Raw genomic sequence first — 22,657 nt, 5'->3', positions numbered from 1 at the left:
CGAAAGGCCGGGACGCTGCGACTCGTCCCGGCCTCCGTCCTCAACCCCCTGCGACCGGGGGAGAAATCCTGTGATCCCCTGCCTGCGCTCAGCGGCGCGGCATGGCCACCTGCACCGGGCTCGAGCCGCCGCCGTTCAACGACACCCACTGGTTGGCATCGGTCTGCGCCTGGCGCTTGATGAAGCGATAGCCGGTCTCGTGCCAGAGCTTCACCTCATTGGAGAAGTTGTCGAGCACGTAGTCGCCGCGATCGGTCACCACGGTGAGGATGGCATGGCCGTCGCCGTTGAGATCGCGCACCACGGTGATCAGCAGCGCCTCGCGCGGCACGCCGAGCGCGATCAGCCGGCGCTTTTTCTCCAGCACCAGATCCTCGCAATCGCCTTTGCCGTCGGTCGGATAGGCCCAGTATTCCTCGACACCGTAATGTTCGAGGTCGCTGACCTGCTCGATCTCCCGGTTGACCTGGAGATTGACCCTGACCAATTGCGAAAAGGCGGCCGAGGTCAGCGTCAGGCTGCGCGCCTGCGGCGAGCGCTGGCGGCAATCGGCTGCATTATCGGTGCAGAACTGCACCCAGCCGATCGGTGCGGACGTCACGGCACCGCCGGCGAGCGACGCCGTCCGGCGCTGTGCCTGAGGCTGGGCTTGCGCTTCGGACAAGCCGAACGAACCCGCAGCCAAGGTGGAAAACGCAAGCAAAAACAAACAGGACGCAACGCGACGCATGGGTAAAAAACCCCCGAAACCCAACGATGACTGCCCTGCGACCCACGGCCATTAATCCATTGTTCACCATTTCGCTCAAGCACGATGTTAAGACATCGTTAACGGGTGTTACCAAATCGTTAACGCGAACGATTCAATCGTTAACGTTGAGCCGGCCTTCATCCGCCGGCCGGCCGCGTTGTCATCCGCGCGGGGCCGTGCTTTAGAACCTGACGAAAGTCGAACACGCGCCTGGACCGCGCGAGGATGTCGGAAGGGACCCGGATGGCCGCCGAAGCAACCGCCGCTGAGATCGAACTGCCCGCCCGGGAGGCCATGGACTACGACGTCGTCATCGTCGGCGGCGGCCCCGCCGGCCTTGCCGCGGCGATCCGGCTGAAACAGATCAATGCCGACCTCACCGTCGTGGTGGTCGAGAAGGGCTCCGAGGTCGGCGCCCACATCCTGTCAGGCGCGGTGATCGACCCCGTCGGCCTCGACAAGCTGCTGCCCGACTGGCGCAAGGATCCGGACCGGCCGCTGAAGCAGGAGGTGACCGACGACCGGTTCTATTTCCTCGGTCATTCCGGCGCGCTCAGGCTGCCCAATTTCGGCATGCCCAAGCTGATGAGCAATCACGGCAACTTCATCGGCTCCCTGGGCAATGTGGCGAAGTGGATGGCGGCCCAGGCCGAGGCGCTCGGCGTCGAGATCTATCCGGGCTTTGCCGCGGCCGAGGTGCTCTACGGCGCCCAGGGTGAGGTGCTCGGCATCGCCACCGGCGACATGGGCATCGACAGGCAAGGCGAGATCACCGACCGCTTCACCCGCGGCATGGAGCTGCGCGGTAAATACACCCTGTTCGCCGAGGGCGCGCGCGGCAGCCTGAGCAAGCAGCTGATCGCCCGCTTCAAGCTGGACGAGGGCAAGGAGCCGCCGAAATTCGGCATCGGCCTGAAGGAAATCTGGCAGGTCAAGCCGGAAAACCACAAGCCCGGCCTGGTCCAGCATTCCTTCGGCTGGCCGCTCGACATGAAGACCGGCGGCGGCTCGTTCCTCTATCACGCCGACGGCGGCCTGGTTTATGTCGGCTTCGTCGTCCACCTGAACTACACCAACCCGACGCTGTCGCCCTTCGACGAGTTCCAGCGCTTCAAGCAGCATCCCATGGTTCGCCCGGTGCTCGAGGGCGGCAAGCGGCTGAGCTACGGCGCGCGTGCCATTACCGAGGGCGGCTACCAGTCGGTGCCGAAACTGACCTTCCCGGGCGGCGCGCTGATCGGCTGCGCCGCCGGTCTCGTCAACGTGCCGCGCATCAAGGGATCGCATAACGCCATCCTGTCCGGCATGCTGGCCGCCGAACATGTCGCCGACGCCATCGCGGATGCCCGCGCCAATGACGAACCGCGCGCCTATGAACTGGCCTGGCGTTCGAGCGCCATCGGCCAGGACCTGCACAAGGTGCGCAACGTCAAGCCGCTCTGGTCGAAATTCGGCACGATCGGCGGGGTTGTGCTCGGCGGCATCGACATGTGGACCAACGAGCTGTTCAAGTTCTCGCTGTTCGGCACGCTGAAGCACGGCAAGCCCGACTATGCCACCTTGAAGCCGATCGCCGAGGTCACGCCGATCGTCTACCCCAAGCCCGACGGCGTCATCTCCTTCGACAAGCTGTCGAGCGTGTTCATCTCGAACACCAATCACGAAGAGGACCAGCCGGTCCACCTGACGCTGAAGGACCCGAGCGTTCCGATCGCCAAGAACCTGCCGGTCTATGGCGAGCCGGCCCGGCTCTATTGCCCGGCGGGCGTCTACGAGGTCGTTTATGCCGATGCGGTCGCCAAGACCGATCCGAAATTCGTCATCAACGCGCAGAACTGTGTCCACTGCAAAACCTGCGACATCAAGGACCCGGCCCAGAACATCAACTGGGTGACGCCCGAGGGCGGCGGCGGCCCGAACTATCCGGGCATGTGATGAAGCCAAGGGCGCCTCGGGAGGCGCCCTTTTTTATTGTTCGGCAGCCCCACGAGGACATCCGGCTATGAAGGTGCTGATTTTCGGCGCAACCGGCATGATCGGCCAGGGAACCCTGCGCGAATGTCTCGACGATCCTGGCATCGACAGCGTGATCGCCATCGGCCGCGGACCGAGCGGCGCCAGCCATCCGAAGCTCACCGACCTCGTGCATGGCGATCTCTGGAACTATGCGGCCATCGAAGACAGGCTCACCGGTATCGACGCCTGCTTCTTCTGCCTCGGCACCACCTCGGTCGGCATGGACGAGGCGAAATATGCCCGCATCACCCATGACATGACGCTCGCCGCCGCCGAAACGCTCGCCAGGCTCAACCCCGCCATGACCTTCGTTTATGTCTCAGCGGCCGGCAGCGACAGCACCGAGCAGGGCAGCCGGATGTGGGCCCGCGTCCGCGGCCGGACCGAGAACGACCTGGCCCGCCTGCCGATCAAGACCTTCGTGGTCCGCCCGCTGGCGGTGCAGCCGCTCGGCGGCATCCGCTCGCGCACGCCGGCCTACCAAGTGCTCTACACCGTGCTGGCGCCGCTGGCGCCGCTGCTCCGGCGGCTGTTTCCCGCCTATGTCACCACAACGCAGGAGATCGGCCGGGCGATGATCGCGCTCGCCCGGCACGGCTCGTCGAAGCGCATTCTCGAAAACCGGGATTTCGCGGCGGCGGCCGCCGGCTGGGCGCCGGCGCAAGCCTCGGTCGGTTAGCGCCCGACCCGGTGCATCACCGCCTGGTGGCCGTTCTGGCAGCGGGTGCGGGCGCGATCGCGGTTCTCCAGCGTCACGGTGCACTGGGTTGCGGGCGTCGTCCGCCCATTGGCGCAGCGGCCCTGGAACTGCATGCGCGCGGTTGCGCCCTGCGCCCGGCCGCGCCCCTGCGTGCCGCAGCGGTCCTGCCCGGGCGTGGTGAACAGCTCGCGCGCCTCGACCCGGTCGCCACGGACACGCATTTCGACCGTCGCCGCGCCGCCCGGCTGGGCGGCCCATTGGCCGGAGAAATCGGCCGCGCGCGGCGCGCCGCCCGGCTGGGCCAGGGCCGGAACGGCCGAAAGCATGAGGGCGACACAACCGGCGAGGCAAGCGAAGCGAATGATCATGAGGTCAACCTGGCGCGGCCTTGCGGCGAATCCGTGATGGGCGAGCCTAGCCTGTCGGCGCCCGAAGCGCGACCGCAACCAGCCCGGCCTTGCCGGAATGGGGCCCGACGGCTTAAGCCGGAACGCAAAACCAGGGTCGTGCCAAGGTCGCATCATGTCCGTCAGCCTGTCGATCGCCGAACTCGTCGAACGTTTCCCCGACTTCCGCGCAGCTCTCCTGGTTTGTGACGACCTGGCCATTCCGGCCGAGCGGCCGGCCGGCCTCGACGCCCTGATCGCCGAGCGCGAGCAGGCGGCGCGGGCGGCCTATGGCGGCACCGAGCTCGCCGAGATCGCCGGCATTGCCGCCTGGCGCACCGCCTATAAGGGCTTCGGCATCAAGAAGACCAGCTATCGCTGCTCGGTCGAGCGCCTGATGAAGAACGCGCTGGCCGAACGGCCGCTGCCGCGCATCAACGGCTTCGTCGACGCCTATAACGCCGTCTCGCTCGGCGCCGTCGCCTGTATCGGCGCCGACGACGGCGACCGCATCGCCCCGCCACTCGCCTTCCGCTTCGCCCGCGCCGCCGACACTTTCGTCGACATGGGCGCGGAGCCGGGAGAAGACCCGAACGACCCGCCGAAGGACGGCGAAGTCGTTTATGCCGACGCGCGCCATGTGCTGTGCCGGCGCTGGAACTGGCGCCAGGACGCCCGCTCGATCATCACCCCGTCGACCCGGCGCGCCGTCGTGACCATTCAGACCAACGGCTCAGGCGATCTCGAGGCGGCGGTCGCCGACGCGGTCGTCCTCATCGGCCGCTTCTGTGGCGGCCATGTCGCCACCGGCATCGCCGAGGCCGGCCGTCCGGATATCGTCGTCGGCGGCCGTTGAGGCGTTCGCCCGGCGGCCCGGAGGGTCAGGCCGCCGTCCTGAGCGACGGCCGGTCCACGCCGAGCTGCTGCTTGAGCCCGAGCCAGCCCTTCGGCGTGACCTCGACGGCCCGCGACAGCGTCGAGCGCCGCAGCCAGCCGAGCGAACAGAACTCCGCCATCAACCGGGTGCCGAGCGGCCCGGCGAGATGATGCTGCCGCTCGGTCCAGTCGAGGCATTGCCGCGCCAGACCGTGCCGGCCGGGCTTCAGCTGGCCGACATCCACGCCCATGCCGCCGAACCATGTGGCACCTGCCGCCGTCACCTCGAACCGCTTGTCCGGAGCCGAGATCAGCAAGCCGCGCTCCTGCAGGCCCTGGGTGACCGCGACACCGGCCCAGCCGGCCAGATGGTCATAACAGCAGCGGGCGAAATGCAGTCGCTGGGCCTCCCGGCCAAGCGGCCTGCGACGTGCCGGGCCGGCCGGCTCGATCGCGGCGAGACTTTCCAGCACCTGGGCGACATGCGGGCCGGCCAGCCGGCAATAGCGGTGCCGCCCTTCGGTTTCCACCGCCAGCAGGCCACCGGCCAACAGCTTGCCGAGATGCGAACTGGCAGTCTGGGCAGTGACGCCGGCCGCATAGGCGAGTTCCCCGGCCGGCCGCGCCCGCCCGTCGACCAGCGCGCCGAGCATGGCGGCCCGCGCGGGGTCGCCGATCAGGAAGGCGGCGGCGGCGACGCCCGGCTGCGAATTCATGGCCCGAACCTCCTGCGGCACCTCGAGAGGATAGACCAATGCGAGGCCGGATGCTTCGACCGCGATCGAAACATCGGGGCCCCGCGGCACGCTACGGTCCGGACGCGTTCACAGGGAAACCCGACCATGACCGACGAAACCGACGCCGCCATCCGCCACATCTACGAGCGCTGGCACGAGACCATTCGCACCGGCGATATCGACGGCCTGATCGCGCTCTATGCCGAAGACGCCGTCTTTGAAACGCCGCTCGTCGTGGTGGCCCTGCCCGACAAGGCCAACGGCATTCTCAAGGGCCATGCCGCGATCCGCGCGTTCTTCGCCGGCAATGCCGGCCTGCGCAAGCTTCCGGGCGGGCTCGCCCGCTGGTACCGGACCGGCACCTTCTTCGCCAACGGCCGTCAGCTGGTCTGGGAATATCCGCGCGCGGCCCCCGACGGCGACCAGATCGACCTCGTCGAAGTCATGGACATCGCCGACGGCCTGATCATTCATCACCGGGTCTATTGGGGCTGGGTCGGCTTCAAGGCGCTGGTCGCCGCCATGAACGGGCCGGCGGCGTGAGCCCCGTGCATTTCGGGGGCCGCGTGATCAGCGGCCCCTTTCGGCCGATTCCGATCACGCCGGGGTGAAGCCTTGCCCCTCGCCTGATCGGCGGGCCTGGCCTATCGTCACGGCCCCGACACCAAGGAGGCACTCATGATCCGCACCGCGACAGCCGTCTGGACCGGCACCGGCCGCGACGGCAAAGGGTCGATCACCACCCAATCCGGCGTGCTCGACAACAGCCCCTATTCTTTCCACACCCGGTTCGAGAACGAGAAGGGCACCAATCCGGAAGAGCTGGTCGCGGCCGCCCATGCCGGCTGCTTCACCATGGCGCTGGCTTTCGCCCTGCAGGCCGCGGGCCTGACCCCGACCGAGCTCAAGACGGCCTGCGCCGTGTCCCTCGACAAGGACGGCGCCGGCTTCAAGGTGTCGAAATCGGCATTGACGCTCTCGGCCACCGTCCCCGGGGTGACCAAGGAGAAGTTCGGCGAGATCGCCGCCGCCGCCAAGGCCGGCTGCCCGATTTCCAAGCTGTTCACCGCCGAGATCACGCTGGACTGGACATTGGCCTGAGGAGACCGTCGGTCGCCGCGTCGCCGCAGCCTTCACCGCCCCATTCGTCATGGCCGTCCCTGTCACGGCCATGCGCGCGTGCCCGCGCCAAAGGCCATGGCGCGGATGGCCGGCCCAAGGCCGGCCAAGACAAGAAGCGTGATGCATGTGGCCCAAGCGCCCTGGCCGCGAGCGGAGAATGGCTCCAGCCGCCCGATATCGTGGTGAACCATCGGTAGCGTCTTTGTCTTGCAAGCAAGCAATTTCCATAAACCGCTTCTTACATCTCGACGGTCATGATGGCGGGCTGAGATATCCGACTGATGCGACAGACCTCGCCCGGAGCCCATGGCCGACGATTTCGCGATCAACTTTCGCAAGACCCGGGTGGCGCCGTCGTCACGGGCATCGGACCGGAGCGGCACGCCGCTCTGGCTGCTCGGCCTGGCTGCCGCTGCGGTCGGGTTCGGCCTGTTCGGCGCCCTGACCGGCGGGCGTGACCTGCTCGGCGCTTTCGGCAAGGGCGCCGGCACCACGCTGGTCCGGGCGATCGCGGCGCCGAACCTGCCGCCGGCTGCCGCCCCACCGGCGAAATTCGCCGGACCGCGCATCATCTCGGCCGTGCCCGGGGTGCAGGAAACCGCGCTGGAGGCCCCTGTCGGCATCCTGCCCGGCGACACGCGCCCGCTCGCCATGAGTTATGTCCCGGCCGGGCCGGTGATCATCCGCACGCCGACGAGCCTCGTCCAGATCGACGGCCCGCGCCTGATGCCGCCGCCGGTCGGGCCGTCGCGCCGCATGCTGGACCATGCCGCGAGCCTCGCCACCGCGCTCAGGATGCTCGCCAACACCCCTTGCGACCAGCATCTGCGTTATGTCGCCGCAGCCAATATCAATCTCTTCGTCGCTGCTTATTTCTCACCCAGGACACCGATCAAGACGGAGGCCCCCGCCAATGCAGCGTTCTGGAGCCGTACCGAGCCGAGCATGGTCCGCCGTGCCGCGGTCGATCTCGCCGAGCGCGGCGCGCTCGCGCCCGACGACTTCGGCCTCGACCGCTCGCCGGAGGTGAAAGGCCTGTTCCAGGGCGTGCGCCTGGCGCTGCCCTCCTGTGCGTGATCGCCTGCATGATGTTGCGCGAGCGCCCCGCTTTCGCCGGAATGTTAAGACTTGATGAACCACGTGCGATGGAGACAAACATGCCGCCGTTTCTGATCGGGGCCGCATTGGCGGCCATTGCGATTGCCGCCTACGCGCTGCTGCGCAAGAGCCTCGCGGCGCTGGAGCCGCAGCCGGTTCGTGCCCAGGCGCCGATCCGCCGCCTCAGGCGTGATCCGGTCACCGGCGAATATCGCCCCTATTGAGTTTGGCCAAGGGCCGGAACTTCCGGCCCGGCCCCGTCTATGGGCTGCCCTGCCGCCAAAAGCTCCGCTGAGCGCGCGCCCGGGCGGTTGACCCTCCAGGCATCGGTCCTTATTGCTCGCCTTGCCCTCAAGCAAAGCCGTTGACCGATGTCCCCTTCCGACCTGCCCGACCATATGCGGCCCGAACGTTCGTTCCAGGGCCTGATCCTGACGCTGCAGAGCTTCTGGGCCGACAAGGGCTGCGCCATCCTGCAGCCCTATGACATGGAAGTCGGCGCCGGCACCTTCCATCCCGCCACGACGCTGCGCGCGCTGGGCCCCAAGCCCTGGAAGGCCGCCTATGTCCAGCCGTCGCGCCGCCCGAAGGATGGCCGCTACGGCGAAAACCCCAACCGCATGCAGCACTATTATCAGTTTCAGGTGATCCTGAAGCCGAACCCGCCCGACCTCCAGGAGCTCTATCTCGCCTCGCTCGAAGCCATCGGGCTGGATCCGCGGGTCCATGACGTGCGCTTCGTCGAGGACGACTGGGAGAGCCCGACGCTCGGCGCCTGGGGTCTCGGCTGGGAATGCTGGTGCGACGGCATGGAAGTCTCGCAATTCACCTACTTCCAGCAGGTCGCCGGGTTCGAATGCGCGCCGGTCTCCGGCGAGCTCACCTATGGGCTGGAACGGCTTGCCATGTATGTGCAGGGCGTCGAGCGGGTCTATGACCTCAACTTCAACGGCCGCGAGGGCGCCGACAAGGTGACCTATGGCGACATCTTCCTGCAGGCCGAGCAGGAATATTCCAGGCACAATTTCGAACATGCCGACACCGCCATGCTGTTCGAGCAGTTCAGGATGGCCGAAAAGGCCTGCCAGAAATATCTCGCGGCGGGTGCCCCGGCTGCCGGCGGCAACGACCAGCGCCACAAGATGGTGCTGCCGGCCTATGACCAGTGCATCAAGGCGAGCCATACCTTCAACCTGCTCGACGCCCGCGGCGTGATTTCGGTCACCGAGCGGCAGAGCTATATCCTGCGTGTCCGCGACCTCTCGAAGGCCTGCGGCGAGGCCTGGCTGAAAACCGAAGGCGGCGGCCTCGCCGCCTGACGGCGCGAAACTGAAACCTGCATGCGCGATGACATGGTCCTGCGCCCACGCGGGGAAGACCTCCATGACGCCTGACCTCGCCCGCCGCCGGCTGCTGGCTCTCGGCCTTGCCATCGCCGCGGTGCCTTTGGGCGCGGCACGTGCCGAGACCATCCATTTCGGCCCGAGCGCCGCCGAACCGGTCGACACGGTGAAGGCGCTTTACGGCAGGCCCCAGAGCTTCGCCGACACCCCGTTCCTGTCCGCCCGCCTGAAACGGCTGTTCGCCGCCCAGCGGGCGCGCGGCCGCCGGACCGGCGATGCCATGGCCGGCCTGGATTTCGATTATGCCTGCAGCTGCCAGGACTATGACGATGCCTTCAAGCAGTCGCTGACCTATGCCGAGACGAACCGGACGGCGCGCAGCGCGACCGTGACGGCGAAGTTCACGCTGTTCGGTGCCGGCCGCGAGGTCGCCTACAGCCTGATCCGCGAGAACGGCACATGGCTGATCGACGACATCGCCGGCAGCGCGGGGCCCGGCCATGACTGGGTGATGTCACGCCTGCTCAGGATGCACTGAGGCCGCTGCACTGTGATCATGACTCTTTGATTGGGCAGACGCGGCAACGCCTTTCGCTGTGCTGAAGTCGTGGTTATCAGGGCCAAGCCCGGCCAAGACGAGGATTGTCCCTGGAGCGACGGGTGCTGGATCGACCCGGCAGGAACCCGCGCCGTGGCTCTGTACACAGTGAGGCCAACACATCGTCCTGGCCGGACTTGTCCCTGATATCCACGAATTGTTTGCACCAAAATCAACCGATCATGATCACTATGCCGCGGTACTCGGACTGGAAGCGGCTGCCCTCGGGGGCCATCGCCGCGGCCTCTGACGCCCGGCAGCCCGGCAGCGGCCGGATCGACAAATACGGCGCGCCGTGGCGGCGCGAAACTGAAACCTCGGCCCCTCAAGACCGCCTCCTGCATTGCCCAGCGAGGAAGACCGCATGACATCCCGCCTGCCGCGCCGGTCCGTCCTGGCGCTCACCCTCGCCGCCGGATCGATCATGCCCCCAGTGGCCGCCGCCCAAAGCGCCATCACCCCGCTCGACACGGTCAAGGCGCTCTATGCCAAGGCCAGGCAAGCGCCCGACGCTCCCTATATGTCGGCGCGCCTGCGCGAACTGTTCGCGGCCCAGCGCGAGCGCGCCGCGGCGCGCGGCACCCCGATGCCCGGCCTCGGCTTCAACTATCTCAGCCTTCTCAGGGACGATGAGGGCAATTGGCGCCGGACATTGCGCTACGACGAGGGCCGCCGCGTGAACCGGACGGCCCAGGTGGTCGCGCGCTTCACCAATGCGGCGCCGCGGCGGACCACCTTCACCCTGATCTTCGAGAACGGCCGCTGGCTGATCGACGATATCGCGCCCGACAACAGCCAGCCCATGTCGCAACTGCTCCAGGCGGATTGGTAATCTAAAGGAAACATCGAGATGACAGAGCCCCTTTCCCGCCGGCAAGTGCTGGCCCTTTCCGTTTCCAGCCTGGCCACGGCGCTCGCCGCGACGTCGCCACTGCTTGCCCAGAGCGCGACCGACCCGGTCGACACCGTCAAGGCACTGCTGGCCACCACCCAGGAGGCCCGCGAGGCGGCCTTCCTGTCCACCCGCCTGAAGCGCCTGTTCGCCACCCAGCGCCAGCGCGCGCGCCGCGCCGACGGCCCCCTGCCCGGCCTCGACTTCGACTTCCGCTGCAACTGCCAGGAGGAGGAGGACAACTGGAAACAGACGCTGCGCTATGCCGTCGCCGCGCGCGCCGAGCGGACCGCCCGCGTCACCGTCACGTTCAAGAATTTCGAGGAGCGCGAGGCGACCTACAGCCTGGTGCTGGAAAACGGCAAATGGCTGGTCGACGACATCCAGTACCAGGGCGGCGAACCAATCTCCCGCACCCTGCAGCGGCGCGAATAGCCGGGCGGAGCCGCCATTCCCGGGCCCGGCCGTTTCGGAAGCTCTCGACGGGGTGAGACAGACCCTCTATCACGCCTGCCGAGAGACGATGCGCGTCCGCGCGTCATGCCGACACCCGCGCCTCGCCCGCAAAGGCGAAGCTCAAAGACAGCCAGGCGTTTGCCAATGCCCGACCTCCTGCTCGAACTTTTCGGCGAAGAAATTCCGGCCCGCATGCAGGCCGACGCCGCCGCTCACCTCCAGAAGGCGGTGACCAATGCCCTGGTCGAGCGCGGTTGTCTCTATGATGGCGCCAAGGCGCTGGTGACGCCGCGCCGGCTGGCGCTGTCGGTCCACGGCCTGCCGGTCGCAACCCCCGACGTCAAGGAAGAGCGCAAGGGGCCGCGCGTCGGTTCGCCCGACGGCGCCATTCAGGGTTTCCTGAAGGCCGCGGGCCTGGCCTCGATCGACCAGGCCAAGATCGAGAGCGATCCGAAAAAGGGCGAGTTCTACGTCGCCGTCATCGACAAGCCGGGCCGGCCGACGGCCGAGGTGATCGCCGAGATCGTGCCGGCCATCGTCCGCTCCTTCCCCTGGCCGAAATCCATGCGCTGGGGCCAGGCCTCGGCCTCGACCGCGTCGCTGCGCTGGGTCCGGCCGCTGCATTCGATCATTTGCACCTTCGGCCCGGAAACCGAGGATCCCGACGTCATCGGCTTCGACATCGACGGCATCGTCTCCGGCGACGTCACCCGTGGCCATCGTTTCATGGCCGGCGGTCCGATCAAGGTGAAGCGGCTCGACGACTATGTCACCAGGCTGGAGGCGGCCAAGGTGGTCGCCGACCCGGAGAACCGCAAGCGGCGCATCCTCGCCGACGCCCAGAACCTGTGCTTTGCCCAAGGGTTCGAGCTGGTCGAGGACGAGGGCCTGCTGAACGAGGTCGCCGGCCTGGTCGAATGGCCCGTCGTGCTGATGGGCGCGTTCGAGGAGGCCTTCCTGGCGATCCCCGACGAGGTGATCCGCGCCACCATCCGGGCGAACCAGAAATGCTTCGTGGTGCGCGACCCGAAGACCGGCCGGCTCGCCAACCGCTTCATGCTGACCGCCAATCTGGAGGCGACCGACGGCGGCAAGGCGATCATTGCCGGCAATGAGCGGGTGATCCGCGCCCGCCTGTCCGACGCGCTCTATTTCTACCAGACCGACCAGCGGCCGCTGCCGGACTTCGAGGACAAGGGCAAGCCGCTCGACCAGCGCATGGCCAAGTTGCGCGCGCTCAACGTGGTGTTCCACGAAAAGCTCGGCACCCAGGGCGAGCGGGTCGACCGCATCAAGGTGCTGGCGCGCCACATCGCACCCCTGGTCGGCGCCGACCCGGCGCTCGCCGAACGGGCCGCCGAACTCGCCAAGGCCGACCTGATGACCGAAGTGGTCGGCGAGTTCCCCGAAGTGCAAGGCCTGATGGGCCGCAAATACGCATTGCTCCAGGGCGAGGCCGAAAGCGTCGGCGTGGCCATCGAGGATCACTATCGCCCGCAGGGACCGAACGACCGGGTGCCGACCGACCCGGTGGCGGTGACGGTGGCGCTGGCCGACAAGCTCGATACGCTCACCGGTTTCTGGCGCATCGACGAGAAGCCGACCGGCTCGAAGGATCCCTTCGCGCTCCGCCGCGCCGCGCTCGGCGTGATCAGGCTGATCGTCGAAAACAATCTGAAATTCCCGCTCGGCCAGATCGCCGGCTTCAACGCCGACCTGCTCGCCTTCTTCCACGATCGCCTGAAGGTCTCGCTGCGCGACCAGGGCCAGCGCCACGACCTGGTCGACGCCGTGCTGGCCTCCGGCGACAGCAATGACGACCTCTTGCTGATCGTTCGCCGCGTCGAGGCGCTGGCCGGCCTGCTGGCGACCGAGGACGGCCGGAACCTGCTCGCCGGCACCAAGCGCGCCGCCAATATCCTGCGCATCGAAGAAAAGAAGGACGGCATCAGCTATGTCGGCGCGCCCGACGCGGCGCTGATCCACGACCGGGGCCTGCCCGAGGAGCGCGCCCTGTTCGGCCTGCTGCAATCAGCTGCCGGCCATGCCCGCGACCACGTGGCGCGCGAGGATTTCGCCGGTGCGATGAAGGTGCTCGCCGAGCTGCGCCCGGCGGTCGACGCTTTCTTCGACAAGGTCACCGTCAATGCCGAGGATCCGGCGGTGCGCGTCAACCGGCTGAGGCTGCTCTCCGAACTGCGCACGGCGACCGCCGCGGTCGCCGATTTCTCGCGCATCGAGGGCTGAGGCGGCGAGTAGGCCGGCGCCACGGCGCTGACCGCGGCGAGCGAGCGCTTCGATGAGCGCCAAGACAAGCTGGTCGCCGCGGTGCCCCCGCCCGGCCGCCGAACGCGGCGGCCGCTGTCCGGTCGAGCACGAGACCGGGATCGCCACGGGAATCAGCCTTTACCCAGGCTCACGGCAAGCACGCGCCTTCGTGTCGCCGGAACGAAGGATTTCGACATCAACCGGAAACAAAGGCTGGCGATAAGCGCGGAACCGATCATTCTGCTGGATTGTTCTTGATCGACATCCGGTGGAAAATCTCGCTTCCCAGTGCCTGTACCGAGGAGACCACCATGAAGAAGCTCATCCTGGCCCTTGCCGCCGGCACCGCCCTGATGCTCGGCGCCGGCGCCGCCCAGGCCTGCGACCGCGGCGACGAGGTCTGTTCCTTCCAGCTGTTCAACAATACCAGCGTCGAGCTCGAATCGTTCTGGGCCTCGCCGCCGAGCGTCAATGATTGGGAGAACGACATTCTCGGCGACCGCACGCTGGGCGCCGGCCGCACCATGAGCATCAACATGTCCGACGGCCGGCCGGACTGCATCTACGACTTCAAGTTCAAGTTCGCCGATGGCGACGTGGTCGAGAAGCGCCGGATCAATGTCTGCCGGCTGGGCCGCTACACCCTGAACGAGTGAGCTGAATGGACCAGCCGATGCCGCCCGATGCGGGCGGTCGATCGACCTTGCCGCTATGGGCGCATCTTGCGCCCCTGGCGCTCGGCCTCATCCTCTTTCCCATCGGTTTCATCTGGTTCGATCCGCTCTGGCCGGCGCAGGACATGCCGCCGGCCATGGCGTTGCGCTATCGCCAGGCCGTCGAGCGCTCCGGCGAGATCTACGCGCTCGCACGCTGGATCACCGGCGGCGGATTGGCTTGGTTCGTCGGCGTCCTGCTGTGGCGCCGGCGGGGCGCCGGCAGGCCGGCACAGTAGAGCCTGCGCCGCCGAAGACATGGATGGCCGCCGCACGCGCGGCCATGACGGGACGAGCCGCAGTGCGCCGCCCACGACACCGGCCGCCGGATCGAACCTCCGGATCAGAACCGGAAATCGAGATTGACCTTCAGGCTCTGGTCGATGGCGCCGCCGGCGAATTGGCCGCCATAGGTCAGGCCGAGGGTCGCGGCCGGCGCGAGCTTCAGATCCAGGCCGGCTTCGACCACCGCGGCGTCCGGCGCGATCGGCACGCCGGTGATGCCGAAGGCCGCGCTACCGGCGAAAGCAAAGGTCGAAACCGGCGTCGTCGCGCCGAAGGCATGGCGCCAGCCGAGCGAGCCGCGCACCGTCGCCGTCACGTCGCCGAGCACGACGTCGCTGGCGCCGCGCAGACCGAGCGTGGTGAAGGTGACGCCGGTGGTCGTCGCCCGGCTGGCCAGCGCGGCCGTGCCGCCGGTCTCGCCGAAAGCCTCGGAGCGAAGGCTGACATAGGCGAGATTGGCGAAAGGCTCGAACGCCATGCCGCCGGCCCGGATGCGATAGCCGAGTTCGCCGAAGGCCTGCATCGTCGTCGCGTTGTAGCGGCCCTTCAGCGTCTCGCCGAAGCCGGCGAAGGTGACCTGGCGGCCGGTCGTGACATCGTGCCGCGTATAGCCAAGGCCGGTGCGCAGCGCGAGATCGCCCCACTGCGTGCCGCCATAGAGCCCGACATGATAATTGTCGCTGCCACCGGACGACGCCCGTGCCGGCACGCGCACGTTCGAGCGGCTGTAGCCGCCGACCAGGCCGACGCGCCAGGTCTCGGCGACCAGGCCATCGGCGCCGATGAAGAAGCCGCCGGCATCGTGCCGGGCGGTGGCGGCATTGCCATTGCCGTTGCGCTGGCCCCAGGCGCCGAAGGCGCGGCCCCAGACCGCGAAGCGGTCGGTCGTGGCCGGCGTCAGGAGAGGGCCGCCATCGGCATAGGCCATGACCGGTACCGTCACCGCGCCAACGCCTGCGAAGGCCGAGCGCAGGCGGTCCAGGGCGGCTTCGCGCAGGAACCGGCTGTCGTCGATCATCACGCCCTTGATCGTGGCGTGCAGCTCACCCGAGAGCAGGTCGAAGGCGGCACGGGCCTGCACGTCGGTCGCCAGACCGAGCACCGCATTGACCAGTGGACCCGCCGGCAGGGTGTCGAGGCCGCCGGCGGTGGCGGTCTGGTTGGGCGTCAGGGCCACATTGGCGAAGGTGCGATACTGGATGACGTCGAGATAGGCGTTGTTGGCGTCGTAATTGTCCTGAAGGGTCAGGAAGGCTGTGCTGGTGGGGCCGGAGATCGTGCTGAAGGTTCCGGTCAGGCCGCCATCGGCGGTCAGCACCGTGTAGCGGGTGCCGATCCGCAGGCCATCCTGGACGGCGACGGTCAGGTTCGTTCCGGCCAGCAGGGTCACCGCGCCCAGGGCGATCATGCGGTCGGACTGGCCGGCGGCATTGATATCGACAGCGAGCGCCGAACCGCTCTCGAAGCGCAGATTGCCACTGGTCGTGGCGCGGTCGCCGGCGCCGCCATCGGCCAGCACGATGTGACCACGGTTGGTGAAATTGGCCAATCCGTTGAAGCTGGTGGTTTCCGCCACGGCGCCATTGCTCGCCGCGTTGATCATGTTGCCAAAGGTGTTGACGAGCTGGGTCCCCGCCGCGCCGCCGAATTCGTTGACGCCGCCGGCGGTGTTCCAGAACAGCTCATTGGTGAAGCTGTTGGCCCCCGCACCGAGCTTGACCGTGCCGATCAGTCCGCCGCGATTGGTGAAGGTCACCGCGCCGCCCCTGTCGGCCTCGATCGCCAGATCCGTCGACAGCCGCGACTGGTTGTGGACCAGGCCTCTGGTGGTGATGCTGATCGGCTGAATGGCCGAGCGCGCCACGATGGCGGCGTAACCGCCGACGACAAGGCCGCTGGTTTCGATATCGGTCCCGCCGGCACCATGGGTTTCGGTAAAGACGCCGGCAAACCCGCCCGATACCGCCTGCGCGCGCACGGTGATGCTGTTGACCGCAAGGCCCAGCCCCGCCACCGTCGCATCGCTGGAGGCGTCGATGCCGTAGGAACCGACGCCGGTGCCCGTCACCGTGCCGTTGGCCGTCACGGTCGTCGCGCCCGAGCCGGCGTTGCGGGCGAGGATGCCGGTGTTCCGGCTGACGACATCGACCGTTGTCACGGTCAGGCTGGTGGCCGTTGTGTCGTTGAAGGCCGAGACGCCATATTCGGCGGTCGCGGTGCCTCTGAGGATGATGCTGGTCGCGCCGTGGCCGTTATTGGTGGCGCGAACGCCATTATAGCCCGCTGACACCGCGGCGGCGTCGACGCTCAGACCGATCGTCGCCGCACCCAGCCCGGCCAGCGTCGCGTTGCTGGTGACGTTGATCCCGATGGAATTGATGTTTGTGGCGGTCACCGCGCCGCTGGCGGTCACGCTGGTCGCGCCGGTCCCGGAATTGTCGGCAGTGATGCCGCCGAGCACACCGCTGGCGGTCGCCGCGCTCACCGTCAGGGCTTTCGCCGTGGCGGCATTGGTCGCGAAGATGCCGTAGGAACCGGCACCGGTCCCGGTCGCAGCGCCGGTCGAGGTCACGCTGGTCGCGCCGGTCCCCTGGTTTTCGGCACGGATGCCGAAAAGCCCGCCGGAGACGTTCACCGCCGTCACCGTCAGGGCCGTCGCGGTGGCGGTGTTCAAGGCTTCGATGCCGGAGGACGTGGCACCGGTGCCGGTCACCGTGCCGCGCGCGTCCACGCTGGTCGCGCCGACGCCCTGGTTTTCGGCATAGATACCGCCGGTCCCGCCGACGACATCAACGGCCGTTACCGTCAGGCTGGTCGCCGTCGCGCCATTGGCGGCGAAAATGCCGCGGCCGGCGGTACCGGTCACCGTGCCGCTCGCATCCACGAGGGTTGCGCCGCTGCCCCTGTTGAGCACATCGATGCCCGTCGTGCCGCCCTGGACGGCGCCCGCCTGGACCGTCAGGCCGGTCGCAGCGGTATTGTTGAAGACGGAGATGCCGTTGCCGGTGATGCCGATCACCGGTCCGTGGGTGATGATGCTGGTCGCGCCACTGCCGAGATTGGAGGCATCGATGCCATGGGCGCTTCCGGTCACCACCGCCGCATCGACCGAAAGGCCGACCGTCGCGACGCCGAGGCCGGCCAGTGTCGCATTGCTCCTGACATAGATGCCCACGGGGGCGGAGGCCGGCCCGAGCGCCGTCACCGGGCCGCTCGCCGTCACGCTGGTCGCGCCGGACCCGAGGTTCACGGCCTGAATACCGATGAAACCGCCGGCGACCCCGGCCGCGCTCACCGTCATGCCGGTGGCCGTGGCAGCGTTGAAGGCGTCGATGCCGACGCTGATGGGACCGGTGCCGGTCACCTGGCCGCCCGCCGACACGGTGGTCAGGCCGGTGCCATAGTTCATGGTGCGAATACCGCCGATGCCGCCGGTCACCGCCGCCGAGGCCGTCACGTAGACGTCTTGCCCGCCACTCCCCGTCACGCTCGCGACCGTGCCGTCGGTGTTCATGACGGCATCTCCGCCGACCGCGAGGATGCCATAGGCGGTGGTGCCGACCACCGGCCCGCTCGCCAGGACCCGGGTCTGGTTGACCCCGCCATTGAGGGCGACAATGCCGGATCGGGCGCCGTTGACCGCCGCCGCGCTCACCGTCAAGCCCGCCCCGTCGACATTGCCTGAGCTGATACCGTCGGTGACGGTGCCGGTCACCGTGCCGGTCACTGCCACGAGGGACCCACCGGAGGCGCCGGCGGTGAGATTGGCAATGATTCCAATCGAGCCGGTGATCGTGCCACCGGTCTGAATGACCACCGAGGACGGCTGCATCGGGCTGTAGTCGGCAGTCCCCACGACGGACAGGCCGCCGGTCAGCGACGAGGCATTGAGGTCGATATAGCTGATCGGACCGCCGCCGAAGATGTCGAGCGCGGTGGTGCCGCCAATACCGGTATTGACGCTGAAGCCCGGCGCGGTGGTGACGGCCGCCAGATCGGCCGCAATGACCTGCGGGCTGGTCACGGCGCCGGAACAGAGGAAATTCTCGGCGCCGACATTGGCGCATTGCGCCAATGCGCTGTCGCGCGACAGCAGCGCCGGTGAGATCGCCAAGGCCATGCCGAGCAGGGCCGCGCTCTCCGAGGGCATCAGCAAGCGCCATATGGCTCGGCTGAACGGCGGGAGTTCGTTGGCCCTGGTCAACGGTCGCTGGCCGGAACGGGCATGCGCCAAGGTGGTGTGCGCCTGGGCGTGCTCTGCGAATTTCCTGGTCATGCGATGTCCCGGCAATCGAAAACGATGCGACATCGCCATGTGAATCGCGCAAGGGGTGGCCAACAACTGGCATTTGCCAGGGGGCCGATGCCGCCACGCCACGCCTGTTGCGGCCGGGCAACAAATCCACGAGACGGCCGTGTCGGTCTTGCCACAGGCGCCCGGTCCGGCATGGCCGCCGGGAAGGCCGCCGCCTCAGCCTTGCCGCTGCGATGCCCTGGCCTGCTCGATCGACTTCAGCAGCGCCACCAATTCGGGCTGCCGGCGCGTATGGGTCTTCGAAAAGATGTCTTCGATATAGCGGCGCGCGGTTCCGTAGCTCAGGCCAAGGCTCTCCGCCGCGTCGCGCAGCGCGATGCCGCCGGCGAGCGTCGACGCCAGCCTGGCATGGGAGGGCGACAGCCCGAACAGCGAGGCGAGCAGCTCGGCGAAGTCGCTTTCGGCTCCCGCCAGCACATTGCGCACCAGGACGAGGGCGCCGCGCTCCAGAGGCAGACCCAGCAAGCGGGCCACCGGCATGGGCGCCACCGAGACCAGCAGCCGCGACGCCATCGTCGTCTCGCCGCCCGGGACGATCATCATCATGCCGCCGGCACCGGCGCCGTCGTCGGGCGCCGCCACGCAGCAATCATTGATCAACTGCCCGAGCCGGACCGAATCGGCCTGGCTGGAGGCGCGGATGTGGCCGGCGATCAGCCGAAGCCCCGCCCCCGGCTGCGATATGAGCGCTTCCGAGACGGCATTCATCTCGAGAACCTTGCCGCGTGCGTCGGCGACGAAATAGGCATGGGGAAAGCGCGCGAGGTAAGGCGGTTTGGCCGGATGAAGCGCTCGCTCGATCTCGCCGGCACGCAGCGCATGCCGCGCCAGCAGCCCGACTGTCGCGACCTCCGAGGGCGAAAACTCGCCTTGGCCGCTGCCCCGCGAGAGATTGAGCGACCATCGCTGGCGAGGGTTGGCGCGCAGGACGCAAATCAAGCCGTTATCCATGTCGCGCGGGGCCAGCAAGATGCGCCACAAATCCCGTTGCCGCAGCTCATCCAGGTCGACCAGATCGCGATACTGGCGCATTGCACCGGCTTCCAGCGTCGCCCAGGCGCTGACCAGGGGATCGCGCCAAAACGGCGCTTGGGAGCCATCCGACGTGAGGTTGGGATCATCGAGCGATTCGACCGCCCTCAGTCCGATGACCGGGTCGCTGATCACCATGCAGGCGCGCGAACCGTCGAAAAAATGGGCGAGCTCACCGAGCGTCGCCTGCCAGTGATCGGGTTGATAGGCCGAGAGATAGATGCCCTCGACGATCGAGGAGAATGCTTCGAGTTCCCTGCTCATGTCTCGGCCCCCCCAGAGCAGCCGGATGACATGAGGCGGCTGCTTCGACCGAATTTGAAGGTATCGGTGCCGGTCACCAGGCCTGCCCACGGAAACCACGCTTGCCGGAGAGCTGGCAGCGTTCCGTGTCGGCGCGGCAAAGCGTGGGGTCGACGGCATGAGCGACCGGCATGCCGTGCGAGCCTCGGCGGGATCGGCAAGATACAGCCTGTCACAGCGACGGCCTCCCTTTCAGCCATGCCATTGCATGGCTCTCGCCTGCTCGATCGACTTCAGCAGCGCCACCAGTTCGGGCTGGCGGCGCGTATTGGTCTTCGAGAAGATGTCTTCGAGATACCGGCGCGCCGTCCCGTAGCTCAGGCCCTGGCTTTCCGCGGCGTCGCGCAGCGAGATGCCGCCGGCGAGCGCCGAAGCCAGCCGCGCATTCGACGGCGGCAGCGCGAAAAGCGAGGTGAGCAGGTCGGTGAAATCGCTTTCGGCTCCCGCCAGCACGTTGCGCACCAGGACCAGGGCACCGCGTTCCAGCGGCATGCCCAGCAAGCGGCCGACAGGCATCGGCACCACCGAGACGAGCAGCCGCGACGCCATCACCGTGTTGTCGGCCGAGGCGATCATCATCATGCCGCCGGCGCTTGCGACATCGTTCGGCGCCGCCGCGCAGCAATCGTTGATCAACCGGGACAGCCGCGCGGTGTCGGCCTGTGCAGACGCCCTGATATGACCGGCGATCAGCCGCAACCCTGCCTCCGGCTCCGATACCACCGCCTCGGAGGCCGCATTCATGTCGAGAACCCGGGCCTGGGCGTCGACGACGAAATAGGCATGCGGGAAGCGGACGAGCGGCGATCTGGCCGAGCGGAGAGCCCGCTCGATTTCGCCGGCACGCCGCATATGCGCCGCCAGCAGCCGGGCCGTCGCGATATCCGCCGGCGAGAATTCGCCTTGCCCCTTGCCGCGCGTAATATCGAGCACCCAGCGCTGGCGCGTATTGGCATGCAGGATGCAAACCAGGCCGTTGTCCATGTCGCGCGGAGCCAGCAAGACGCGCGACAAATCCCGTTGCCGGAGCTCATCCAGGTCGACCACCTCGCTATATTGGCGCACCGTACCGGGTTCCGGTGTGACCCAGACGCTCACCAGCGGATCGCGCATGAACAGCTCCCGGGCGCTGTCCGAATTGAGATCGGGGTCGTAGACGGATGCGACGGAAAGCTGCTCCAGGAGCGGGTCGGTCATCACCAGGCAGGCGCGCGAACCATCGAAAAACCGGGTCAGCTCACCCAGCATCATGTGCCAATGTTCAGGCTGATAGGCGGAGAGATAGATGCTCTCGACGATCGACGAAAAGGCTTCGAATGCTCTGTTCATTCCTCAGCGGCTCCAATGGGAGGCGACTGGCATGAGACGGCGGCTTCGACGGGCTGGAGGGCCGATCACCGGGTCTTTAAGCAAAACCACGGATGCCCGAGCGTAAGCGGCATTGCGCGCCGAGGCAAGATTCGGCTGGAGCGGCCCGGTTTGTCGGAGTTGTCTTGTGGCGATGATGGACGCGGAAGAGGTCGGGTTGGAAGCTTGAGTGCGCGAACCGGGCTCGGTCCCGCGGAAAGAAGCGCCGACGAACCCACCCTCTCCCAGAGGGAGAGGGTTGATCGCGTTGAGCTTTTCGTCGCGATCGCGGGCGGGGCCACAGATCCTGCCCTCGCCCCCTCACCCCGCTCCCGCCAATCCCTCGCCGCCGCGCAGGACCGCCTCGGCTTCCGCCGTCGGCCGCCCTTCGCGATCGGCCAGCACCAGGCCCGGCAGGATGCCGACCGGCGCGCGCGAGCCCTTGATGCCGGTCACCAGCAGCCGACCGGCGGCCATATCCGGTTTGGAATGGACCGGCCTGAGCGTGACGCCGCCGAAGCGGCCGGCCATGGCGGCGAGCAGCGCTTCGGGCTGGTCGGCCCGGTGGATCATGGTGAGCGTACCGCCGGGACGCAGCACCGCCACCGCCGTGCGCAGGAAGGCGGCGAGCAGGCCCTCCTCGGCCTGATGCGCCAGCCGTTTCGGCACCGAGGGCGAGCCGCGATGGCGCGGCGCGTCGTGAAACGGCGGATTGGTCATCACGCAGTCGATCTGGCCGAGCAGCAGGCCGGCCCGCTCGCGCATGGCGCCCCGCGCCCGCGCATCGGCGACGATCACCCGGGTGCGGTTGGTCAGCCCATTGGCGGCGGCATTGCGTTCGGCCAGGGCGGCGAGGTCCGGATCGATCTCGACCAGCGTCAGGAAGCCGACCGCGACGCGCGCCGCCAGGCAGAAGGCCGCGGTACCGACGCCGCAGCCGAGATCCAGCACCCGGTCGCCGGCGAGCGCCGGGACGGCGGCGGCGAGCAGCACCGCGTCATGGCCGGCGCGATGGCCGCGCTGCGGCTGGATCAGCCGCACCTTGCCGTCGAGCACGGTGTCGTGGGTCACGTCCCCTGGCGTCGCGATTGTCGGTTCCATGGCGCATAGGTGCCATGGAACGGCCGCGGCGCCCATCCGGAAGCGCGTCCTATTTCGGTCGATCAGGCCTTGCCGGCCTCAGGGCGATGGAGCCGCCGGCCGCAATTCGTCGCCGAAGCCGGCCTCTTCGATCAGCCGGCGCGCCCGGCGGGCGACATCGCTCGGCACCAGAATACGCATCGGAAAGGCGCTGATACGCGCCTCGATCGCCGAAATATGCCGGTCCGCCACGAAAATCGCGATGCCGGCGCTGCCGAGCAGGACCTCGATGGCCGTGACCAGAACCGGGTCCGGCGTGCGTATGATCTCTTCCACGTT

The 22,657-nt window shown here is 67.9% G+C and carries 22 protein-coding genes; 14 read left to right on the top strand and 8 right to left on the bottom strand.

All coding sequences use genetic code 11. The features are described from left to right. Window positions 1-88: 88 nt before the first annotated feature. On the bottom strand, window positions 89-601 hold the full coding sequence (locus AC07WJ_RS11600) for a transglutaminase-like cysteine peptidase (RefSeq protein ID WP_494934718.1): 513 nt from the start codon (window positions 599-601) through the stop codon (window positions 89-91). 393 nt (window positions 602-994) lie between these two features. Here AC07WJ_RS11600 and AC07WJ_RS11595 point away from each other — a divergent pair, with 393 nt between their 5' ends. Beyond that, window positions 995-2,686, top strand: a complete 1,692-nt coding sequence (locus AC07WJ_RS11595) for an electron transfer flavoprotein-ubiquinone oxidoreductase (RefSeq protein WP_494934717.1) — start codon at window positions 995-997, stop codon at window positions 2,684-2,686. A 67-nt stretch (window positions 2,687-2,753) separates the two neighbouring features. Next, the gene (locus tag AC07WJ_RS11590; protein WP_494934716.1) at window positions 2,754-3,446 is read left to right on the top strand and encodes an NAD(P)H-binding protein; all 693 of its coding nucleotides are present in this window, start codon (window positions 2,754-2,756) and stop codon (window positions 3,444-3,446) included. Here AC07WJ_RS11590 and AC07WJ_RS11585 read toward each other — a convergent pair. Continuing rightward, window positions 3,443-3,835, bottom strand: coding sequence for a hypothetical protein (locus AC07WJ_RS11585; RefSeq protein WP_494934715.1), 393 nt, complete (start codon window positions 3,833-3,835; stop codon window positions 3,443-3,445). The two genes, AC07WJ_RS11590 and AC07WJ_RS11585, sit on opposite strands and share 4 nt — an antisense overlap. Window positions 3,836-3,989: 154 nt before the next feature. Here AC07WJ_RS11585 and AC07WJ_RS11580 point away from each other — a divergent pair, with 154 nt between their 5' ends. Further along, a complete protein-coding gene (locus AC07WJ_RS11580; protein ID WP_494934714.1) occupies window positions 3,990-4,709 on the top strand; it encodes a B3/B4 domain-containing protein in 720 nt (239 codons plus the stop codon). Window positions 4,710-4,734: 25 nt separating this feature from the next. Here the strand turns inward: AC07WJ_RS11580 and AC07WJ_RS11575 are convergent, their stop codons facing one another. Then, window positions 4,735-5,445, bottom strand: coding sequence for an ArsR/SmtB family transcription factor (locus tag AC07WJ_RS11575; protein ID WP_494934713.1), 711 nt, complete (start codon window positions 5,443-5,445; stop codon window positions 4,735-4,737). Window positions 5,446-5,571: 126 nt separating this feature from the next. Between AC07WJ_RS11575 and AC07WJ_RS11570 the strand changes: the two genes are divergently transcribed. The 11 genes from AC07WJ_RS11570 (at window position 5,572) to AC07WJ_RS11520 (ending at window position 14,195) form a co-directional block, all read left to right on the top strand. Then, window positions 5,572-6,009, top strand: coding sequence for a nuclear transport factor 2 family protein (locus AC07WJ_RS11570; protein ID WP_494934712.1), 438 nt, complete (start codon window positions 5,572-5,574; stop codon window positions 6,007-6,009). 135 nt (window positions 6,010-6,144) lie between these two features. Then, entirely contained in the window at window positions 6,145-6,567 is a 423-nt protein-coding gene (locus AC07WJ_RS11565) for an OsmC family protein (protein ID WP_494934711.1), read from the top strand. 327 nt (window positions 6,568-6,894) lie between these two features. Further along, complete coding sequence (locus AC07WJ_RS11560; RefSeq protein WP_494934710.1) at window positions 6,895-7,665, top strand: hypothetical protein; 771 nt, start codon at window positions 6,895-6,897, stop codon at window positions 7,663-7,665. An 80-nt stretch (window positions 7,666-7,745) separates the two neighbouring features. Beyond that, complete coding sequence (locus tag AC07WJ_RS11555; protein WP_494934709.1) at window positions 7,746-7,910, top strand: hypothetical protein; 165 nt, start codon at window positions 7,746-7,748, stop codon at window positions 7,908-7,910. Window positions 7,911-8,057: 147 nt separating this feature from the next. Then, window positions 8,058-9,005: a glycine--tRNA ligase subunit alpha gene (locus tag AC07WJ_RS11550; RefSeq protein ID WP_494934708.1), complete on the top strand. Its 948-nt coding sequence runs from the start codon at window positions 8,058-8,060 to the stop codon at window positions 9,003-9,005. A 64-nt stretch (window positions 9,006-9,069) separates the two neighbouring features. Then, window positions 9,070-9,567 carry a DUF3828 domain-containing protein gene (locus AC07WJ_RS11545; RefSeq protein WP_494934707.1) on the top strand — a complete coding sequence of 166 codons (498 nt, stop codon included), beginning with the start codon at window positions 9,070-9,072 and terminating at the stop codon, window positions 9,565-9,567. Between the two features lie 424 nt (window positions 9,568-9,991). Then, entirely contained in the window at window positions 9,992-10,459 is a 468-nt protein-coding gene (locus AC07WJ_RS11540) for a hypothetical protein (protein ID WP_494934706.1), read from the top strand. A gap of 18 nt (window positions 10,460-10,477) precedes the next feature. Next, window positions 10,478-10,954, top strand: a complete 477-nt coding sequence (locus tag AC07WJ_RS11535; RefSeq protein WP_494934705.1) for a DUF3828 domain-containing protein — start codon at window positions 10,478-10,480, stop codon at window positions 10,952-10,954. 165 nt (window positions 10,955-11,119) lie between these two features. Then, window positions 11,120-13,222 carry a glycine--tRNA ligase subunit beta gene (gene glyS, locus AC07WJ_RS11530; protein WP_494934704.1) on the top strand — a complete coding sequence of 701 codons (2,103 nt, stop codon included), beginning with the start codon at window positions 11,120-11,122 and terminating at the stop codon, window positions 13,220-13,222. Between the two features lie 332 nt (window positions 13,223-13,554). Next, window positions 13,555-13,899, top strand: a complete 345-nt coding sequence (locus AC07WJ_RS11525; protein WP_494934703.1) for a hypothetical protein — start codon at window positions 13,555-13,557, stop codon at window positions 13,897-13,899. A gap of 5 nt (window positions 13,900-13,904) precedes the next feature. After that, on the top strand, window positions 13,905-14,195 hold the full coding sequence (locus tag AC07WJ_RS11520; RefSeq protein WP_494934702.1) for a hypothetical protein: 291 nt from the start codon (window positions 13,905-13,907) through the stop codon (window positions 14,193-14,195). Between the two features lie 104 nt (window positions 14,196-14,299). Here the strand turns inward: AC07WJ_RS11520 and AC07WJ_RS11515 are convergent, their stop codons facing one another. The 5 genes from AC07WJ_RS11515 to AC07WJ_RS11495 form a co-directional block, all read right to left on the bottom strand. Next, on the bottom strand, window positions 14,300-18,391 hold the full coding sequence (locus tag AC07WJ_RS11515; protein ID WP_494934701.1) for an autotransporter domain-containing protein: 4,092 nt from the start codon (window positions 18,389-18,391) through the stop codon (window positions 14,300-14,302). A 321-nt stretch (window positions 18,392-18,712) separates the two neighbouring features. Then, window positions 18,713-19,852, bottom strand: coding sequence for a helix-turn-helix transcriptional regulator (locus AC07WJ_RS11510; protein ID WP_494934700.1), 1,140 nt, complete (start codon window positions 19,850-19,852; stop codon window positions 18,713-18,715). A gap of 231 nt (window positions 19,853-20,083) precedes the next feature. Then, a complete protein-coding gene (locus tag AC07WJ_RS11505) occupies window positions 20,084-21,220 on the bottom strand; it encodes a helix-turn-helix transcriptional regulator (RefSeq protein WP_494934699.1) in 1,137 nt (378 codons plus the stop codon). 339 nt (window positions 21,221-21,559) lie between these two features. Beyond that, a complete protein-coding gene (locus tag AC07WJ_RS11500; RefSeq protein ID WP_494934698.1) occupies window positions 21,560-22,309 on the bottom strand; it encodes a tRNA1(Val) (adenine(37)-N6)-methyltransferase in 750 nt (249 codons plus the stop codon). A 108-nt stretch (window positions 22,310-22,417) separates the two neighbouring features. After that, window positions 22,418-22,654 carry a putative signal transducing protein gene (locus AC07WJ_RS11495; protein WP_494934697.1) on the bottom strand — a complete coding sequence of 79 codons (237 nt, stop codon included), beginning with the start codon at window positions 22,652-22,654 and terminating at the stop codon, window positions 22,418-22,420. Between the last annotated feature and the right edge of the window lie 3 nt (window positions 22,655-22,657).

The organism is Phreatobacter sp. GW821-FHT04C01 (genome assembly GCF_059420385.1).
The sequence above is the reverse complement of the archived record's forward strand: the minus strand, read 5'-3'. Positions and strand labels throughout refer to the sequence as shown.

What these genes read in the sequence shown, in the direction of transcription:
- AC07WJ_RS11510 (WP_494934700.1), bottom strand. Translation starts at nt 19,852, where the DNA reads ATGAGCAGGGAACTCGAAGCATTCTCCTCGATCGTCGAGGGCATCTAT.
- AC07WJ_RS11595 (WP_494934717.1), top strand. Translation starts at nt 995, where the DNA reads ATGGCCGCCGAAGCAACCGCCGCTGAGATCGAACTGCCCGCCCGGGAG.
- AC07WJ_RS11555 (WP_494934709.1), top strand. Translation starts at nt 7,746, where the DNA reads ATGCCGCCGTTTCTGATCGGGGCCGCATTGGCGGCCATTGCGATTGCC.
- AC07WJ_RS11550 (WP_494934708.1), top strand. Translation starts at nt 8,058, where the DNA reads ATGTCCCCTTCCGACCTGCCCGACCATATGCGGCCCGAACGTTCGTTC.
- AC07WJ_RS11580 (WP_494934714.1), top strand. Translation starts at nt 3,990, where the DNA reads ATGTCCGTCAGCCTGTCGATCGCCGAACTCGTCGAACGTTTCCCCGAC.
- AC07WJ_RS11520 (WP_494934702.1), top strand. Translation starts at nt 13,905, where the DNA reads ATGGACCAGCCGATGCCGCCCGATGCGGGCGGTCGATCGACCTTGCCG.
- AC07WJ_RS11515 (WP_494934701.1), bottom strand. Translation starts at nt 18,391, where the DNA reads ATGCCCTCGGAGAGCGCGGCCCTGCTCGGCATGGCCTTGGCGATCTCA.
- AC07WJ_RS11505 (WP_494934699.1), bottom strand. Translation starts at nt 21,220, where the DNA reads ATGAACAGAGCATTCGAAGCCTTTTCGTCGATCGTCGAGAGCATCTAT.
- AC07WJ_RS11570 (WP_494934712.1), top strand. Translation starts at nt 5,572, where the DNA reads ATGACCGACGAAACCGACGCCGCCATCCGCCACATCTACGAGCGCTGG.
- AC07WJ_RS11565 (WP_494934711.1), top strand. Translation starts at nt 6,145, where the DNA reads ATGATCCGCACCGCGACAGCCGTCTGGACCGGCACCGGCCGCGACGGC.
- glyS (WP_494934704.1), top strand. Translation starts at nt 11,120, where the DNA reads ATGCCCGACCTCCTGCTCGAACTTTTCGGCGAAGAAATTCCGGCCCGC.
- AC07WJ_RS11560 (WP_494934710.1), top strand. Translation starts at nt 6,895, where the DNA reads ATGGCCGACGATTTCGCGATCAACTTTCGCAAGACCCGGGTGGCGCCG.
- AC07WJ_RS11575 (WP_494934713.1), bottom strand. Translation starts at nt 5,445, where the DNA reads ATGAATTCGCAGCCGGGCGTCGCCGCCGCCGCCTTCCTGATCGGCGAC.
- AC07WJ_RS11535 (WP_494934705.1), top strand. Translation starts at nt 10,478, where the DNA reads ATGACAGAGCCCCTTTCCCGCCGGCAAGTGCTGGCCCTTTCCGTTTCC.
- AC07WJ_RS11525 (WP_494934703.1), top strand. Translation starts at nt 13,555, where the DNA reads ATGAAGAAGCTCATCCTGGCCCTTGCCGCCGGCACCGCCCTGATGCTC.
- AC07WJ_RS11545 (WP_494934707.1), top strand. Translation starts at nt 9,070, where the DNA reads ATGACGCCTGACCTCGCCCGCCGCCGGCTGCTGGCTCTCGGCCTTGCC.
- AC07WJ_RS11585 (WP_494934715.1), bottom strand. Translation starts at nt 3,835, where the DNA reads ATGATCATTCGCTTCGCTTGCCTCGCCGGTTGTGTCGCCCTCATGCTT.
- AC07WJ_RS11590 (WP_494934716.1), top strand. Translation starts at nt 2,754, where the DNA reads ATGAAGGTGCTGATTTTCGGCGCAACCGGCATGATCGGCCAGGGAACC.
- AC07WJ_RS11540 (WP_494934706.1), top strand. Translation starts at nt 9,992, where the DNA reads ATGACATCCCGCCTGCCGCGCCGGTCCGTCCTGGCGCTCACCCTCGCC.